This window comes from Halorientalis brevis (assembly GCF_042678165.1).
GTDB classification, from domain to species: domain Archaea; phylum Halobacteriota; class Halobacteria; order Halobacteriales; family Haloarculaceae; genus Halorientalis; species Halorientalis brevis.
Genome location: NZ_JBHUDJ010000002.1, coordinates 567,526 through 585,222, shown reverse-complemented (window position 1 = coordinate 585,222; position 17,697 = coordinate 567,526). Strand labels below are relative to the sequence as shown.

Genomic DNA, 17,697 nt, shown 5'->3' with positions numbered 1-17,697 from the left:
GACGAACCAATCGAACAGAACACCTTTTGGGCTGCCGGGGGAGCGGTGACGTAATGGCAGGCAACAGCAAAGGGGTCGTCATCGCGGCACTCGTCGCGAACGGCGCGATTGCGATACTGAAGTTCGTGGGGTTCCTGCTGACACAGAGTCCGTCGATGCTCTCGGAGACGTATCACTCGATCTCAGACACCGGCAACCAGGTGTTCCTGCTGATCGGCATCCGGTACGGCGCTCAGGAGGCCGACCAGCGCCACCCGTTCGGCTACGGGAAAGCGCAGTTCTTCTACAGCTTTCTCGTCTCCGTCCTGCTCTTCGGGATCGCCGGGTGGGAGTCGGCGAAACACGGCTACGAAGCGCTCACCCACCTCGGTGAGGGACACCACGCGAGCACGGCGACGCTCCCGATCCTCGACATCACGTTCGACGCCGTGTTCGTCAACTACGCCGTCCTCATTGGGGCGATCGTCTTCGAGACCTACGCGTTCGTCAAGGCGCGCAAGGAACTGAAACGCCAGATCGACGTCCACGACTGGAGCGGCTACCGCGAGGCGTTCAGCAAAACGTCCGACGTGACGACGCTGACGGCGTTCACCGAGGACTTCATCGCCCTGGCCGGTGCCGGCATCGCACTCGTTGGCATCTACCTCTCGCGGACGACTGGGAACCCCGTCTTCGACGCGGCGACGGCGCTGCTCATCGGACTGATGCTCATGGGCTTTGCCATCGCGCTCGCCTGGGAGAACAAGCGGCTCCTGCTGGGCGAGAGTCTGCCCAGCATGCGTGAGCAGAAGCTCCGTGACATCGTCACCGACAGCGAGGGCGTCAGCGACATCGTGGACTTCCGGACGGTGTACTTCGGTCCGGGGAAGATCTTCGTCGCCGCCGACGTCGCCTTCGAGAACGGCTACTCCACCGACGAGATCGACGAGCGCATCACCGCCATCGAGGACGCGCTCAAGGCCGCGGAATCGCACGTCCACAAGGTGTACATCGAACCCGAGATCTAACCCGCGTTCTGCCAGGCCTGGTAGTACGTCGGCGCGTGCAACACGACCACCACGGGGCGACCCTGGGGATGGTTGATCGTCGGGCGGATCGTCTGTTCTGGGCCGCCATCGGTCGAGTAGGTGACGTTGTACGCCCGGGTCGCCGTCGCCGTATCGGCGTCGGCGTCCACCGTCGTGTTCATCTGAACGTACGTCCCGACGGTTTCGTTGTAGAGGAACAGCGAGACGTTCCGCTCGTTCGCCCCAGCGGGGAGTTGCGACTCGTCGTACCCCACCGTGATGGTCGCGTTCGCCGACCGGTCACGGACGACGGGATCGACGACGGGAGAGACGGCAGCGTCCGCGACGAATCCCTCCGCGAGCCAGTCGTTCTCGTTTTCTCGCAGGGCGACGTGTCTGCGGTCGGTCGCGTCGGTCACCCGCAACCGGGCGTCCAGTTCGGGATGTTCGACGACGACGGTCCCGGTAGCCTCGGCCACCGGAGCATCGCGGATCAGGGACACCCAGCGGGGTGGCTCGACGGTCGTCTCGCCGACATCGGTGACGGTGAACGATTCGACGACGTCGATGCCGCGGTCCGGAGAGAACGTCCCGCTGGTGTAGTTCGTGACGAGTCCCGACTCCGTGGCGACGGCTTTGCGGTACGGGCGTGGCCCCGAGGCGTTCGTGTAGTCGATTCCCGGCGTCAGGACGTATCGCGTCTCACCCTCGACAGTCGTGGTGTTCGTCACGACGAGTCCACCGCTGGTAGCCGCGAGCAGGTCCGCCCCGGTCGAGCGGTTCAGCGTCGCTGGCCGCGCGACGTACCGGTGCGTCCCGTCCTCGGTCCGGTTGCGAAACGCCGCTTCGTCCGTCTGGAAGAACGTGTCTCTGAACGTGTCGTCGATGCGGGCGAGACCGCTCCCGTCGACGCTCGTGACCCGCGGACCGCCCCGCCGGTCGACCCTGAGCGTGTAGCTCCGGTTCTCGAGCAGTTTCGCGTGCGCACGAGCCAGCGTTTCCAGTTCGACAGTCGCACCGACGGCGAGCGTGAGACCGGACTCCTCGGAGGCGGGTGCGGTCGACGTCGGCGATTCGGGCGATGGGTGCGTCGTCTCGGCCGTCTCGGTGGTCGGTCCACCGCCGGCACACCCCGCGAGCGCCACCAGCACGGCGCAGCAAATGACAGCGAGCGGACGAGACATAGTTCGTAGACGTGACCGTTCGACGATAATTGTATCGGCTACGTATGGGGGACAGTTCGAGCCGATTCGGTTGCCAGTTCGACGCCGCATCTTTTTGTTCGAGAGCGAACAACGAGTGCGTGTGGCGACAGACGGCGCGGACTACACGCGGTTTTTCCCCTACGATGAGCCGTACGACCACCAGCGCGAGGCGATGGCCCAGATCCACGAGGCGCTCACCGACGGCGACGACGTCCTCTTCGAGGGCGCGACCGGGACCGGCAAGACGCTGGCGTCGCTCGTACCGGCGCTCGACTACGCCCGCGAGCACTCGAAGACGGTGGTCATCACGACCAACGTCCACCAGCAGATGCGCCAGTTCATCCAGGACGCCCGCGCCATCACGAAGCAGGAACCCATCCGCGCCGTCGTGTTCCGCGGGAAAGGGTCGATGTGTCACATCGACGTGGGCTACGACGAGTGTCAGGCCCTCCGCGACACCACTCGCGACCTCGTCGACACGGAACAGGACAGAGCGGAACTGAAAGAGCGCGAGCAGGCGCTCTTAGAAGACAGTCAGGCCGGCAGCGAGGAGGCGGCGGAAGCTCGCCAGTCCGTGATGAACGAACTCGACGCGGTCGAGGACGACCTCGAAGACCTTCGTGAGACCGAGAACACCTGCGAGTACTACTACCAGAACCTCACCGGGAACACCGACGAGTTCTACGAGTGGCTGTTCGCGGACGTGCGCGACCCGGACGACATCTACGAGTACGCCGAGATGGAGGGCTTTTGCGGCTACGAACTCCTCAAAGAGGGGATGGAGGGCGTCGACCTGGTGGTGTGTAACTACCACCACCTGCTCGATCCGACGATCCGCCAGCACTTCTTCCGGTGGCTCGGCCGGGACCCCGAGGACGTCATCGCCGTCTTCGACGAGGCGCACAACGTCGAGAACGCGGCCCGCGACCACGCGACGCGCACGCTCACCGAGAACACGCTCGACAGCGCGCTGGACGAACTCGCCGAACGCGACGACCTGCGGGCCGAAGCGGCCGCGAACGTCATCCGGGCGTTCCGCATCGCGCTGGCGGACACCTACGAGGACGCCCTGGAGTTCGGCGAACGCGAGAAAGTCGGCGAGAACTGGTACGACCTGTCGATCACCAACGAGACCGGCCGGGACGACCTGACGCTGGCCTTCCTCAAGCAGTACACCGGCCCGGGCATCGAGCAGGATCTGGAGGACGCCCTCACCTACGGGCGCATCCTGGACGAGGAGTACGAGGACGCCTACAAGAACGGCGACGCCAGCACGCGCCAGGAGTGCCAGACGCTCCAGGCCGCCCAGTTCATCGCGACCTGGATGGACGAGAGCGCCCAGGAGGGCCAGTACCCGGTCGTGAGCCTCCGCCGGGAGGACGGAGACGGGGAGATCTACGGCCGGGCAGAGCTGTACCGGTGTATCCCCCAGCACGTCACGCGCTCGCTGTTCGACGAACTCCACGCGAGCGTCCTGATGAGCGCGACTCTGCGCCCCTTCGAGGTGGCCGAGGACGTGCTCGGCCTGGACGAGCCTGCAACGCTGGCCTACGGCGCGCAGTTCCCCGAGGAGCGCCGTCGGACGTACACGGTGGAAGCGCCCGCACTGTTCGCCAGCAAGCGCGACGACCCCGGCGTGCAGGACACGATCGCCGGGATCCTGGAGGACGCCATTCGGTTCACGCCGGGCAACACGCTGGCTTTCTTCCCCAGTTACGGCGAGGCCGAACGCTATCACGAGCGAGTCAGGTCGAACTCGACACTCATGCTGGACAAGCCAGCGACGCGCGCCGAGGACCTCCGCGAGCGGTTCACCGACAGCGACGACGCGGCGCTGTTCACGTCGCTGTGGGGCACGCTCGCCGAGGGGGTGAGTTTCGACGACGACGACGCCAGAACGGTGGTGGTCGTCGGCGTCCCCTACCCGCACTTAGACGACCGGATGGAAGCCGTCCAGGCGGCCTACGATCAGGCGTTCGGCGACGGCGGCAACGAGTGGATGGGCACCGAGGACGCTGGCTGGGCCTATGCCGTCGAGATTCCGACGGTACGCAAAACCCGCCAGGCGCTCGGCCGCGTCGTGCGCTCGCCCGAGGACTTCGGGGCGCGCATCCTCGTCGACAAGCGCTACACCCTCGAAGGCGAGCGCGAGATGGGCAACTACACGGTCAGGGAGACGTTCCCGGCCGAGCAGCGCCGAGAGATGATCGACATCGCCCCCGAGAAGCTCAAGTTCGCGATGCTGAACTTCTACACCGACATGGACGCCTGGGACGGCGACCCGCCGAAACCCTAGCGTCGCGGTCAGTTGCCCCACGGTTGCGAGGAAATAGCGGAGACGTCTCGCTTACATACCAGATCCGAGTAGGCAAGCGACGACACTGTCCGACGACCGCAAGGGCGAGATGTTCGGGAAAGGCCACGACAGCGATGGGACCGGTATCGGACTGTCCCTCGTCTACCGGTTAGTCGACCAGTACGGCGGGTCGGTGTGGGGAGACGGCGCAGTGGCGCGGGGAGCGATCGTCGGCATCGAACTTGAAACCCAGCTACCAGATGATCGAGTGACATAAGCGGGAAGTGAGACGGTGACAAGCGAGGTATGTATATGGCCGGAGTCAAATTTGAGAGCGAGCAGAATGTCAACTGACGGGGCACCAAGGGAGATTCGCGTGCTGGCAGTCACTGCTGACGACGAGTACGCGACGCAGATCGAAGCGCGGCTTCCTGCTGACGGTGACATCGAAGTCACGACCGTTGCGACCGTCGAGGAGGCACTGGACCGCCTCGCCGACGGCACGAGAATCGACTGTATCGTCAGCGATCACGACCTCCCGGACACCGACGGGGTCGCGTTCCTGGAAGCCGTCCGCGCCCAGACGCCCAACCGTCCCTTTATTTTGTTCACCAGCAAGGGGAGCGAATCGCTGGCCAGTCAGGCGATCTCGGCCGACGTGACCGACTACCTCGTCAAGGAGCGCCACGGCGACCAGTGGGAGCGGTTGGCCGACCTCGTCCGTGACGCCGTCTCCTACTCGCGGTCACACGGCGACCTCATCGAGCCCCACGAACGGGCGAAAGACGTTCTCAACGCGGCACACGATACGATCGCGATCGTCCGCGACGGACGCTACGAGTTCGTCAACGACGCCGGTCTCGAACTGCTGGGTGCCTCGACCAGGGCAGCTCTCATCGGAACGCCCGTGGCAGCCACCATCGCAGGCGACGAGCATCCGTTCTCGGTCGACAACATGGCGGAGATTCAGCGCAGAGACCGGAGCGTCAACCGGAGTGAAGCACGGCTCCTCGGCCTGGACGGGACGGAGACGCCGGTCGATATCACCGGCACCGGCATCGAGTGGGCGGGAGACCCGGCGATCATTCTGGTCGTCCGGGACATCTCGGAGCTCAAAGAACGCAAACAGGAACTCGCGCTGAAAGACCGGGTGATGGACGACGCCCCGGTCGGCATCACGATCGCCGACGCCACGCAGGACGATCATCCCCTGCTGTACGCCAACGAGCGGTTTCAAGAACTGACGGGCTACAGTGAGGGCGAGCTACTCGGGCGGAACCCGCGCTTTCTCCAGGGCGAGAAGACGAAGCCGGAGCCGGTCGCGGCGCTGCGGCAGGCGATCGACGACGACGAGTCCGTCACGGCCGAACTCACGAACTACCGGAAAGACGGGTCCGAGTTCTGGAATCGCGTCACCGTCGCGCCGGTCGAAAACCGCGACGGGGACGTGACACAGTACGTCGGGTTCCAGGAGGACATCACCGAGCGTCGGGAGTCCGAACGGAGCCTCCGCCAGTTCCGGCGCGCCGTCGAAGCCGCCGGGAACGTCATCCTCATCACCGACACCGACGGCACGATCGAGTACGTCAATCCCGCCTTCGAGTCGGTCACGGGCTACAGCAGCGAGGAAGCCCTCGGCGAGACGCCGCGCCTGTTTAGCTCCGGCAAGATGTCGGACGAGTACTACGAGAACCTCTGGGAAACCGTCCTCGCGGGCGACGTCTGGAAAGACGAAATCGTCAACCGCCGCAAGTCGGGTGAGCTGTACCACGCCCGCGAGACGATCGCGCCACTGACCGACGACGACGGGGACGTCACGGCCTTCGTCGCCATCCAGACCGACATCACCGAGCAGAAAGAGCGCGAAGGCCAGCTCCAGCAGTACGAACGGGCCATCGAAGGCGCGAACGACCTCATCTGCGCGACGGACACGAACCACAACTACCTGTTCGCCAATCGGGGCTACCGGGAGTACCACGACATCGAGCAGGACGACATCAGCGACCTGACGCCCGAGGAGGTGCTGGGATCGGACGTCTGGGAGACGGTCGAACCGCACATCGACCGGACGCTCGCCGGCAACTCCGTCCACTACCGGATGGAACGGTCGCGCCCGAACCGCTCCGATCGGACCTTCGACGTCCGGTACTATCCGCTCGAAGACGGCGAAACCGGCGAGGTCGAGGGCGTCGTCGCAACCCTGCGGGACGTCACGCCACAGAAAGACCGGGAACGCCAACTCCACGTGCTCGACCGCGTGTTGCGACACAACCTCCGGAACGCGATGAGCGTCATCACCGGGAACGCGGAACTGATCGCCGCCGAAACGGAGACCGAGATGCAGGGACTCGCCGAGAACATCATCGAGACCGCCGACCAGTTGCTCGGGGTGACGGAACGCGAACGCAAGATCGTCGAGGTGCTCTCGGAGGCGCGGCTCGTCCACCCGCTCGAAATCTCGGCGCACATCAGGCGGCCAGTCGCGGATCTCCGCCAGCGCCACCCGAACGCGACGATCGACCTGACGATGCCCGAGGAGGTCCACGCCGCCACGATCCCCCAGATCGAGCAGGCGATCAGTGAACTCCTCGATAACGCCGTCGAGCACAGCGACCGCGACGAACCAGCGGTCTCGGTGACTGTCGAGTCTCATCCCGAAACGGTCGAGGTCCACATCGCGGACGACGGCCCGGGCATCCCCGAACAGGAGCAGACGATCCTGACCGGCGAGGACGAGATCGACCCCCTGTATCACGGCAGCGGCCTGGGGCTCTGGCTGGTCAACTGGATCGTCACGCACTCCGACGGAACGCTCGGCTTCGAGGAGAACGACCCCCGGGGCAGCGTCGTCCAGCTCACGCTGCCGAAAACCCACACGGACCAGCCGATCGCAGTCGCCGGCCGACCGACAGAGACGTCCGGCGAGTGATCACAGCGGCAGCGAGACGCGACTCGCTGGCTGTTCGCGCGTGGCGTCCCAGAAGACGAGTTCGTCGACGACCCACTCGATCGGGTCGATCTCCGTCTCGGCGAGGCGACGTGCAGCCGCGGCCTGGCCCCCACGGGCGACGGTGACGTGTGGAACGTACGCCGCTCCCTCGATTTCGGAGACTGGATCGAACGTTTCGCAGAGTCGGTCGTGCAGGGCCTCGAGCCCTGGGCTCTCGACCCGGAGGTAGACGACCGGCGCTGGACCGGACGGCACCGTCTCGAAGAGTTCGACGTCGGCGACGCGGGCTTCACAGGCGGGCGTACCGGCCAGGGCGTCGCGAGCGCGGGCCTCCAGATGGGCGTAGCCGAGATCGTCGTCGGTCAGGCGCTTGACGACGAGCGTGTGCGACCCGCGAACGCGGGACTGGGCGTCGAGGAGGTCACGCGCCAGGTCGTCGGCGAGGGCTGCGACGGCGGACGGGACGGGCGCGTTCAGGCTGTACACGATAGGCACTGCTGGGAGCGGGACGACCGAAAAGGGTGCTGGTCCCGGTCAGAACGTCGCGATGAAGATCAGCCCGGCCGAGACGAACCCGAGCAGAATGAACTGCAAGGGGAACAGCGGGATCGTGATGCTGTAGTAGTGCGCCAGTCCCTCCAGGATCACCATGATCTGCAGCAGTCCCAACCCCAAGAAAGTGAAGAGGTTTCTGACCTTCGCCGCCGTAACTTCCCCCATTGCTACCGATAAATTCGACTGGTTTCAGTATAAAACCAAGGGTCTCGACAGAACTACCGGCCGAGCCTCGTATTCTTGGTAGGTTGTACTTGAAGGGTCGGGGTCCCGGCGGGGACGGCGAGTGGCTAGATGCGGTCGGTCAGATAGAGGGCGATGAGGACGACCATGAGAAGGCCAAAGAGCGGGCGGAAGGGGCCGAACACGACGCTGATGAACTCGGAGATGATTTCCAGGAGAATCCAGACGATAGCGAGCACGAGGAGGATCTTCAGGAGGTCCTCGACGTCGACCGCTGCGCGGGGCGTCATTGGCGGATGTCGTCGCGACGGAGGGATAGGCGTTGTGGCCGACGGCGAGCAAGAAAGGATTTCAGGACGCCACGAATACGGGGCAGCGATGACACGCGCCGGCACGGTCGTCCTCATGCTGGTACTCGGGATGGTGAGCCTCGGAGCGGTCGGGGTGACCGTCGCAGCAGCGGACGCGTCGACGCACACCCACGCCGTGACGCCCGAGGCAGTGACGGGAACCCAGACGGACGTCGATCCGGACAGGGTCCTGTTACGGGCCGCCGTTCAGACTGACGGCACGGCCACGTGGACCATCGAGTACCGGGTGCGGCTCGACGACGAGAACGCCACCGACGCCTTCGAGTCCGTCGCCGCGGAGATCCGGAACGACTCCTCGCCGTACACCGAGCGGTTCACCGACCGCATGCAGGGGACGGTCTCGGGCGCGGCGGACGCGACCGGGCGCGAGATGGCGCTCCGGAACGTCAGCGTCGAAACCGACCGGCAGAACATCGGCCAGCCCTACGGGATCATCCGGTATCGGTTCACCTGGACCGGGTTCGCCGTGACCAACGAGACGCACATCGAGGCAGGCGACGCCCTCGCCGGGTTCTACCTCGACGGCGAGTCCCAGTTACGCGTCGACTGGCCCAGCGAGTACCGGACCGTCTCCGTCTCGCCGAACGCGACCGAACGCCTCGACAACGGCGTCGTCTGGGATGGCCGTCGCGACTTCGGCAGCGACGGCCCGCGCGTCGTGGTCACCACCGAGCCAGCGCCCAGTTCCGGGAGCGGCGTCAGCGGGACCACGCTCGTCGGTGCCGCCGTCGTCGCCGTGCTCCTCGGGGCCGGCGGCTACCTCTGGGCGCGCCGCCGGGGCCTGATCGGCGGCCAGGACCGCGGCCGACCCGCCGAAGCCGGGACCACCGCTGGAACGCAGTCGACGGAGCCAGCCAGCGAACAGTCGGCCGACGGTCAGGACGACGACCCGGCCGAGGAACTCCTGAGCAACGAGGAGCGAGTACTCAAGCTCGTAGAGGAGGAGGGCGGCCGCATCAAACAACAGCAGGTCGCCCAGCGGCTCGACTGGACGGACGCGAAGACCAGCCAGGTCGTCACGAAGCTCCGGGAGAACGACGAGATCGAGGTGTTCCGCCTCGGCCGCGAGAACGTCCTCACGCACCCGGACGACGACAGTATTTAATCCTGGCGACGGTTCAGCGGACCGTTCACGATATCGGCTCCGAAAACCACCCGACTACAGCAGGTTTGAATCTGGCTTAATCCGGCTTAAGCGTCGTTGATTCGGGACAGCGATCGACCATTTATATGCTCGTAGAGTGCCAAGCAGGAGACACAATGCGACGCACACTGTCCCTCCTCGCGGCTGTGCTCGTCGTCGTCGGCACGCTGGGTGCCGGGACGGCACTGGGTGCAGTCCACTCGCCACTCAGCGAGACGAACGACCCGGCGGCCGTCGCCGCGAACGAATCGAACGCGACCGTCGCGCCCGGCGAACGCCTGGCAGGCGTCGTCGGCGCCCAGGAAGCCGAACTGGACGGCGAGATCGACTCCCGGAGCTTCGGGCTGGCGGTCGCCGGTGCGTCCAGCGACGAGGCCAAGGCCGCGCTGATCGCCGAGAAGGTCAACGAGACCCAACGGGAACTCGGGAACCTCACGCAGCAGCGCGAGCAGTTGCGCGAGGCCCGCCAGAACGGTAGTATCAGCCAGGGCGAGTACCGCGCTCGCATCACAGAACTCGCTTCCCGAACGGAGAACGTCGAACGCGCGGCGAACGACACCGCCAACGCCTCGCAGGGACTCCCGGCTGACCTGCTCGAATCCAAGGGCGTCAACGTGACGGCGATCCAGACGCTCGGCGACCAGGCGAAGAACCTGAGCGGCGGCGAAGTCGCCGACATCGCACGGTCCATCGCCGGGCCGCAGGCGGCTGACAGGGGTCAGCCCGACGACCGCGGGGCCGACAAGCGGCCGGACGAGCGCGAGCGGGGCAACGCCAGTGATAGCGGCCAGGCCGGACAGTCGGGCGGACCGAACGCCCCGACGGCGTCGGGCCAGAACGGTGCGGGACAGCCCGACGGCACTGCCACCGACCAGAGCGAGCCGAGGGCCACGGCGACCGACGACAGCGGGTCGAGCGATCGCGACCGCGGTGGCAACGCCGGTGGGTCGAGTGGCAGCAGCGACAGCGCAGGGGCCCGCTAACCGCACTGGCCACGGTTTTTATCACTTCGCCGATGAATGTTCCTGACATGAACCGCAGCTACGTCGTCACGATGGCGGTCGTCGCACTCACGGTTTTCAGCGCAGTGACGCCGGCGGCCGGAGCGACGGCCGCGGAGTCCCCCGAGCGGTCGTTCGTCGTGGACGTCCACGAGGACGGTTCGGCGACGGTGACGATGACGACGACGTTCGATCTGGCGAGCCAGAACGAGAGCGACGCCTTCGAGCAACTCAAAAACGACCAGCAGGCGCGCGAGCGCTTCCGCGTTCGGTTCCGCGACCGGATGCAACGCGTCGCCGCGGACGCGGCCAACGCGACGGGGCGCGAGATGTCGATCACCGACGCGACCGTCGACCTGCGAACGGTCGGAGCGACCGGCGTCGTCGAACTCTCGGTAACCTGGGACGGCCTGGCTGCCGTCGAGGGCGATACGCTCACGATCACAGAGCCGTTCGCCAGCGGCTTCACGCCGGACCGACCGCTCAAACTGATCGTCCCCGACGAGTACGCCGTGACGAGCATGGCCCCAGCCGCGGATAGCAGTCTCGACGGAACCGCCACCTGGAAGGCGGGATCGCCCCTCGACGGGTTCGCGGTGACGGTCGAACCGATCGACGCCGGCGAGTCGGGGACGACGGCAGCAAGCGGGACGGAGACGTCCAGCGGAGACGGCCCCGGGTTCGGGACGGGGCTCGCAATTACCGCGATCCTTGGTACCGGATACCTCGCTCTGCGACGCTTCTAGCGGGCGATTTCCATCTCGGAACTTTTTAATACGCGTCTGTGAATAGATTCGAGTACATGACACGGACCCGCCGGAATGGCTCGCAAGCGGTTGCGAGTGGCGAGTCCGTCCGCCTTTTCCGACGACGACGACCGGGCCGTTAGGCCCACCTCTACTCCACTTCATTCCACGGTTGTTCTCACTCACCGCACACCGGCTGGTTCCGGAGCGGTCTTGAACCACTGATACATCACCCACACCACACACATGCCAGAACCAAACGACACCGAAGGAACGGTCGCGCTCGCCTTCTCCGGCGGGCTCGACACCACAGTCTGCGTCCCGCTGCTGAAAGAAGAGTACGGCTACGACGACGTCATCGGCGTCACCGTCGACGTCGGTCAGCCCGAAGAAGAGTTCGAGGAAGCCGAAGAGACCGCCGAGGCGCTCGGCCTCGACAACTACGTGGTCGACGCCAAAGACGAGTTCGCGGACCTCTGTCTCGACGCCGTCAAGGCCAACGCCACCTACCAGGGCTATCCGCTGGGGACCGCGCTCGCGCGCCCGGTCATCGCCGAGGCCATCCTCGAAGTCGCCGAAGAGCAGGGCTGTACCGCCCTCGCCCACGGCTGTACGGGGAAAGGCAACGACCAGCTCCGCTTCGAGACGGTCTGGCGCGACTCCGAGCTGAACGTTCACGCGCCCGTCCGCGAACTCGGGCTCACGCGCGAGTGGGAACAGGAGTACGCCGACGAGAAGGACCTGCCCGTCGAGGGCGGCGACGGCGGCCGCTGGAGCATCGACACGAACCTCTGGAGCCGCTCGGTCGAAGGGTCGGAGCTGGAAGACCCCGCACACGTTCCCGGTGAGGAGATTTACGACTGGACCGAGACGCCCGGCGGCAAGGACGCCGAACTCGTCGAGATCGAGTTCGAGCAGGGCGAGGCCGTGGCCGTCGACGGCGAGGAGATGGACGCCGTGTCCCTCATCGGTCACCTCAACGACCTCGCTGGCGCCCACGGCGTCGGCCGCACGGACACGATGGAAGACCGCATGCTCGGGCTCAAGGTACGCGAGAACTACGAGCACCCGGCAGCGACGGTCCTGCTGGCCGCCCACGAGGCGCTCGAAGGGCTCGTCCTCACGAAGGAGGAGCGCAGCTTCAAGCAGGGCATCGACCAGGAGTGGGCCGAGAAGGGCTACCAGGGCCTCGTCAACGCCCCGCTGTTCCGCGCGCTCGAAGGGTTCATCGACGAGACCCAGACGCGCGTGACCGGCACCGTGACCGTGAAACTGCAGGGCGGCCAGGCTCGCCCGGTCGGTCGCGAGAGCCCGTACGCCTGCTACGCCGAGGGCCACGCCTCGTTCAACACCGAGGACGTCACAGACGACATCGAACAGGGCGACGCGACGGGCGTCGCGAAGTACCACGGCTTCCAGGAGCGCCTGGCGAACAAGGTCAGCGAGGCCGCCGACGCCGAGACAGCGAACAAAGCAGTTTCAGACGACGACTAAATCCATGAGCGAGGAACCCACAGACGATAGCAGCACGGATGCCAGTGGTGACGTGGTCCGCCGGGACCGCTTCAGCGGCGGCCCCGCGCGTGGGTTCCTCTCGTCGCTCGCCGCCGACGAACGCATCTTCGAGGCTGACCTCGCCGTGGACCGCGCCCACGTCGTGATGCTCGCCGAGCAGGGGATCGTCGACGAGGACGACGCCGGGGCCATTTTCGACGCGCTCGACGAGATCGAGGACGCCGGCCACGGCGACCTCCCCGACGGCGAGGACGTCCACGCCGCCATCGAGACCGCAGTGATCCAGCGCGTCGGACAGAAGGGCGGCCGGATGCACACCGCCCGCTCGCGCAACGACGAGGTGGCGACCTGCATCCGCTATCGCCTGCGCGCGGACCTGCTCGACGCAGTGGAAACGGTGGTCGGCGCACGCGAGCAACTGCTGGAGACGGCTCGCGAGCACACCGAGACGGTGATGCCCGGCTTCACGCACCTCCAGTACGCCCAGCCGACGACGGTGGCGCACTACCTGCTCTCCTACGAGCGGGCGCTGGCCCGTGATACGGAGCGTCTCGTGGACGCCTACGACCGGACGAACCGCTCGCCCCTGGGCGGCGCGGCCTTCGCGGGCACGCCGTTCGACGTCGACCGCGAGCGCACCGCCGAGTTGCTCGGCTTCGATTCGGTACTGGTGAACTCGATGGACGCCTCTTCGGCGCGCGATTTCCTGCTGGAGGCGACGACGGCGCTGGCCAACCTGGCGACGACGCTGTCGGGGCTCGCCGAGGACGTCGTGATCTTCGCCAACGACGGGTACGTCGACCTCTCGGACGACTACTCCTCGACGTCGTCGATCATGCCCCAGAAGAAAAATCCCGACACGCTCGAACTCGTCCGGTCGCGGGCGGGCGACGCCCACGCGGCCGTGTCGGGACTGCTGACCACGCTGAAAGGGCTACCCCGTGCGTACAACCGCGACCTCCAGCGAGCGACAGGGCACGGCTGGGAAGCCGTCGACGCCGTGATCGACGCCACGGAGGTCGCCGCCGGCGCTGTGGCCACTGCCGAGTGGAACGAGGACGTGCTCGCCGCGGAGGCGGGCGATGGGTTCTCGACGGCGACGGGCGTCGCCGACCTGCTGGCGATGTCCGGCGTTCCCTTCCGGACGGCCCACGAGATGGTCGCGCTGGCGGCCGAGCAGTCGGCCGATCCCGACTACGAGACGCTCGAATCGGCGGCCCAGGAGGTCCTGGGCGAGTCGCTGTCGGCACACGTCGACCGCGACGCCGTCGAAGCGGCGCTCGATCCCGCCGAGAGCGTGGCGAGTCGTGACTCGGCCGGCGGCCCGGCTCCCACGGCAGTCGAGGGACAGCTCGACGCTGCCGAGGACGACCTGGCAGCCGACGAGGCGGCGCTGGCCGACGAGCGCGAAGCGCTGTCGGGTGCCGAGAACATGCTCCGCGAGGAGGTGGCCGAGTATGTCTGAGAGCCTCGTCCGCTGCCGACACCCGCGACGACCGACCTTCCCATCCCCGCGAGGGGATAATATACCAAATTCATGATACTGAAATCGTGAAACACCGTATTGCCCGCTTTTGCACCGTTAGACGGTAGTTTGTGACTTTCATTTTCGCCGACAAGTCCGAAGGGTTTAAGTACATCCGAAGGGGAGATAGAGGTACCAATGACGGAATGCATCGAGTGCGGGGCGGAAGTGTCCCTGCACGACGACCTGGAAGTTGGAGAGATCGTTGACTGCTCGACCTGCGGTGCGGAACTGGAGGTCGTGGACACGGATCCCGTCGAGCTCGACTCGGCGCCCGAGCTCGAAGAGGACTGGGGTGAATAAGCGGTGACAGCGGTCGGAGCGGCTTCCACAACGACCACCCTCGCGTTCGTGCGCGCGGGCGCTGAGACCTCGGCCGGAGAGGGAGCGCTCCGTCCCGCCTGCACGACCCAGTGGAGGTAACAATGAATGTAGGAATTCTCTACTCGCGCATCCGCAAAGACGAGAAGCTCTTGCTCTCGGAACTGCGCGATCGCGACCACGACGTCACGAAGATCGACGTACGCAAACAGCAGTTCGGACTCACGGAGGCGCCGGCGGACTTCGAGGACGTCGACGTCGTCGTCGACCGGTGTCTGGCGACCAGTCGGAGCGTCTACGCCACTCGCTTCATCGAGTCCTACGACATCCCGGTCGTCAACCACCCCGACACCGCCGAGGTCTGCGCCGACAAGGCGAAAAACAGCCTCGCGCTGGTCGAAGGCGAAGTGCCGACGCCCGAAACGACGGTGGCGTTCACGAAGGACGCGGCCATGGAGGCCATCGAGGACTTTGGCTACCCCTGCGTCATCAAGCCCGTCGTGGGCTCGTGGGGTCGGCTGATGGCGAAGATCGACAGTCGGACCGCTGCCGAAGCCATCCTCGAACACAAGGCGACCCTGGGCCACTACGAGCACAAGGTGTTCTACGTCCAGGAGTACGTCGAGAAGGGCGGCGAGGACATCCGCGTGCTGGCGACCGACGGCGAACCCGTCGCCGCGATGGTCCGCTCGTCGGACCACTGGATCACGAACGCCGCCAAAGGCGCCGACACCGACGAGTTCGGCCTCGACGACGAAGCGCTCGATCTCGTCGAACGCGCCTCCGAAGCGGTCGGCGGCGGTCTGCTCGGGATCGACCTCATGGGCACCGAGAACGGCTACACCGTCCACGAGGTCAACCACAACGTCGAGTTCAAAGCGCTGAACGACACGACCGACGTCGACGTGCCCGCCAAGGTCGTCGACTGGCTCGAAACCAAAGTCGAGCAGGAGGTGACCGCCTGATGTCCGCGAACGGCGAACCGTCACTGACGGCCTCGGTCGTCGGCGGCTCCGGCTTTACTGGTGGGGAGCTCCTGCGGTTGCTGTACCAGCACCCCGAGTTCGAGGTGACCCAGGCGACGAGTCGCTCGTACGCGAACAAGACCGTCGGCCACCAGCACCCCAACCTCCGCGGGATGGACCTGCGTTTCTCCAGCCCCGAGGACCTCGAATCGGTGGACGTGCTGTTCGCCGCGACGCCCCACGGCGTCTCGATGGAACACATCGACGAGTTCCAGGACGCCGCCGGAACAGTGGTAGACCTCTCGGCTGACTTCCGCCTCGACACGGAAGAGCAGTACGACGAGTGGTACGACGGCCACGACCGCCCCGAACTGCTCGAAAAGAGCGAGTACGCTCTGCCCGAACTGAACCGGGAGAACCTGGAGGGCGCGGACCTCATCGCGTCGGGCGGCTGTAACGCCACGGCGACCATCATGGGGCTGCTCCCCCTGTTCGAGCAGGACGTGCTCTCGGGCGACGAGCAGATCGTCGTCGACGTGAAGGTCGGTTCCTCCGAGGGCGGCGCTGGCGGCGGCGAAGCCTCCAGCCACCCCGAGCGCTCGGGCGTCGTCCGCCCGTACGCGCCCACGGGCCACCGTCACGAGGCCGAGATCCAGCAGTTCCTCGGCGTCGACGTCTCCTTTACCGTTCACGCGGTGGAGATGACGCGCGGTGCCTCGGCGACGTGTCACGTCTTCCCCAACGGCCCCGTCTCGAAGGGCGACCTCTGGGGCGCGTATCGGGGAGCGTACGAGGACGAACCGTTCGTCGAGCTCGTCGCGGGCGGCGGCGGGGTGTATCGCTACCCCGAACCCAAGGCCGTCGCCGGGACGAACAAGGCAGAAGTCGGCTTCGAACTCGACCCCGCGAACAAGCGCGTCGTCGTGTTCTCGGCCATCGACAACATGATGAAAGGCTCGGCCGGCCAGGCCGTCCACGCGGCCAACGTCGCGCTCGGCTTAGAGGAGACTGCTGGCTTGGACTTCGCGGGCCTGCATCCCGTCGGCTCCCCATAGCCAGAGGTGATTTTTATATGACAATCGTAATCAAAGTCGGAGGTGCCCGTGCCGTTGACCCGGCGGGTGCCCTTTCGGACGTCGCATCGCTTTACGAAGACGGCGAGTCGGTTGCCGTGGTTCACGGCGGCTCGACCGCCGTCGACGACACGCTGGAACGCCTCGGGATGGAGCCGGAGTACGTCGAGACGCCGTCGGGCGTCGTCGGTCGCTTCACCGACGAAGACACGATGGAAGTGTTCGAGATGGTGTTCGGCCACCTCAACACGCAGCTCGTCGCTGGCCTCCAGAGCCTCGACGTGGACGCCGTCGGTCTCAACGGCGTCGACGGGAAGCTGCTGCACGGCCCGCGGAAGTCGGCCGTGCGCGTCAAAGAGGACGGCAAGAAGAAGATCAAGCGGGGCGACCACTCCGGGACCATCAAGGAGGTCAACACTGACCTGCTGGAGTCGCTACTAGACGGGAGCTACGTCCCCGTCGCCAGTCCGCCCATGGCGGGTGCCGACGACGGCGAGATCACCCCCGTGAACACGGACGCCGACCGCTCGGCCGCCGCCATCGCCGGCGCGCTCGACGGCACGCTCGTCCTGCTGACGGACGTCGAGGGCGTCTACGAGGACCCCGACGATCCCTCGACGCTCATCGAGTCCGTCGAGACCGCCGAGGAGTGGGCGGAACTGGAAGCAGCAGCCGAGGGCTTCATGAGCCGCAAGATCATGGCCGCAGAGGAAGCGCTGGACAACGGCGCCGAAGAAGTCGTCATCGCCGACGCCAACGCCGAGGACCCCATCCTCTCGGCGCTCGACGGCAGCGGGACGCACCTGTATCAGGAAGCTTTGGAGGACACACAATGAGTTC

17 protein-coding genes are annotated in these 17,697 nt (G+C 66.2%); 13 read left to right on the top strand and 4 right to left on the bottom strand.

The window, feature by feature from the left end; genetic code table 11:
* Nucleotides 1–53 precede the first annotated feature (53 nt).
* Complete coding sequence (locus tag ACFR9U_RS06680; protein ID WP_247379241.1) at nt 54–1,007, top strand: cation diffusion facilitator family transporter; 954 nt, start codon at nt 54–56, stop codon at nt 1,005–1,007.
* Here the strand turns inward: ACFR9U_RS06680 and ACFR9U_RS06675 are convergent.
* The gene (locus ACFR9U_RS06675; protein WP_247379243.1) at nt 1,004–2,191 is read right to left on the bottom strand and encodes a hypothetical protein; all 1,188 of its coding nucleotides are present in this window, start codon (nt 2,189–2,191) and stop codon (nt 1,004–1,006) included. The genes ACFR9U_RS06680 and ACFR9U_RS06675 overlap by 4 nt on opposite strands.
* Nucleotides 2,192–2,312: 121 nt before the next feature.
* Here ACFR9U_RS06675 and ACFR9U_RS06670 point away from each other — a divergent pair, with 121 nt between their 5' ends.
* From ACFR9U_RS06670 to ACFR9U_RS06660, 3 genes are all read left to right on the top strand, one after another.
* Nucleotides 2,313–4,508, top strand: coding sequence for an ATP-dependent DNA helicase (locus tag ACFR9U_RS06670; protein ID WP_345893386.1), 2,196 nt, complete (start codon nt 2,313–2,315; stop codon nt 4,506–4,508).
* A gap of 109 nt (nt 4,509–4,617) precedes the next feature.
* Complete coding sequence (locus ACFR9U_RS06665) at nt 4,618–4,785, top strand: hypothetical protein (RefSeq protein WP_247379245.1); 168 nt, start codon at nt 4,618–4,620, stop codon at nt 4,783–4,785.
* A 66-nt stretch (nt 4,786–4,851) separates the two neighbouring features.
* Nucleotides 4,852–7,437 carry a PAS domain S-box protein gene (locus ACFR9U_RS06660; protein ID WP_247379248.1) on the top strand — a complete coding sequence of 862 codons (2,586 nt, stop codon included), beginning with the start codon at nt 4,852–4,854 and terminating at the stop codon, nt 7,435–7,437.
* Here the strand turns inward: ACFR9U_RS06660 and ACFR9U_RS06655 are convergent, their stop codons facing one another.
* The 3 genes from ACFR9U_RS06655 to ACFR9U_RS06645 form a co-directional block, all read right to left on the bottom strand.
* The gene (locus tag ACFR9U_RS06655) at nt 7,438–7,944 is read right to left on the bottom strand and encodes a 2'-5' RNA ligase family protein (RefSeq protein ID WP_247379250.1); all 507 of its coding nucleotides are present in this window, start codon (nt 7,942–7,944) and stop codon (nt 7,438–7,440) included.
* A 48-nt stretch (nt 7,945–7,992) separates the two neighbouring features.
* The gene (locus tag ACFR9U_RS06650; RefSeq protein WP_247379252.1) at nt 7,993–8,178 is read right to left on the bottom strand and encodes a hypothetical protein; all 186 of its coding nucleotides are present in this window, start codon (nt 8,176–8,178) and stop codon (nt 7,993–7,995) included.
* A 125-nt stretch (nt 8,179–8,303) separates the two neighbouring features.
* Nucleotides 8,304–8,486, bottom strand: coding sequence for a DUF7554 family protein (locus ACFR9U_RS06645; protein WP_247379255.1), 183 nt, complete (start codon nt 8,484–8,486; stop codon nt 8,304–8,306).
* An 88-nt stretch (nt 8,487–8,574) separates the two neighbouring features.
* Between ACFR9U_RS06645 and ACFR9U_RS06640 the strand changes: the two genes are divergently transcribed.
* The 9 genes from ACFR9U_RS06640 to ACFR9U_RS06600 all read left to right on the top strand — a co-directional run bounded on the left by ACFR9U_RS06640 (nt 8,575) and on the right by ACFR9U_RS06600 (nt 17,693).
* Entirely contained in the window at nt 8,575–9,672 is a 1,098-nt protein-coding gene (locus ACFR9U_RS06640) for a helix-turn-helix transcriptional regulator (protein ID WP_247379257.1), read from the top strand.
* 155 nt (nt 9,673–9,827) lie between these two features.
* Nucleotides 9,828–10,694: a hypothetical protein gene (locus ACFR9U_RS06635; RefSeq protein ID WP_247379259.1), complete on the top strand. Its 867-nt coding sequence runs from the start codon at nt 9,828–9,830 to the stop codon at nt 10,692–10,694.
* A gap of 47 nt (nt 10,695–10,741) precedes the next feature.
* Nucleotides 10,742–11,458 (top strand): DUF7345 domain-containing protein, encoded by a 717-nt coding sequence (locus ACFR9U_RS06630; protein WP_247379261.1) that lies wholly within the window; start codon nt 10,742–10,744, stop codon nt 11,456–11,458.
* A gap of 246 nt (nt 11,459–11,704) precedes the next feature.
* On the top strand, nt 11,705–12,952 hold the full coding sequence (locus ACFR9U_RS06625; protein ID WP_247379264.1) for an argininosuccinate synthase: 1,248 nt from the start codon (nt 11,705–11,707) through the stop codon (nt 12,950–12,952).
* A 4-nt stretch (nt 12,953–12,956) separates the two neighbouring features.
* A complete protein-coding gene (gene argH / locus ACFR9U_RS06620; protein ID WP_247379266.1) occupies nt 12,957–14,438 on the top strand; it encodes an argininosuccinate lyase in 1,482 nt (493 codons plus the stop codon).
* A 198-nt stretch (nt 14,439–14,636) separates the two neighbouring features.
* Nucleotides 14,637–14,801 carry a lysine biosynthesis protein LysW gene (lysW, locus tag ACFR9U_RS06615; protein WP_247379269.1) on the top strand — a complete coding sequence of 55 codons (165 nt, stop codon included), beginning with the start codon at nt 14,637–14,639 and terminating at the stop codon, nt 14,799–14,801.
* A gap of 122 nt (nt 14,802–14,923) precedes the next feature.
* Nucleotides 14,924–15,784 (top strand): lysine biosynthesis protein LysX, encoded by an 861-nt coding sequence (lysX, locus tag ACFR9U_RS06610; protein ID WP_247379271.1) that lies wholly within the window; start codon nt 14,924–14,926, stop codon nt 15,782–15,784.
* The gene (gene argC, locus ACFR9U_RS06605; protein WP_247379273.1) at nt 15,784–16,839 is read left to right on the top strand and encodes an N-acetyl-gamma-glutamyl-phosphate reductase; all 1,056 of its coding nucleotides are present in this window, start codon (nt 15,784–15,786) and stop codon (nt 16,837–16,839) included. Before lysX ends, argC begins: the two co-directional genes overlap by 1 nt.
* Nucleotides 16,840–16,856: 17 nt before the next feature.
* Nucleotides 16,857–17,693 (top strand): acetylglutamate/acetylaminoadipate kinase, encoded by an 837-nt coding sequence (locus ACFR9U_RS06600; protein WP_247379275.1) that lies wholly within the window; start codon nt 16,857–16,859, stop codon nt 17,691–17,693.
* Nucleotides 17,694–17,697 lie beyond the last annotated feature (4 nt).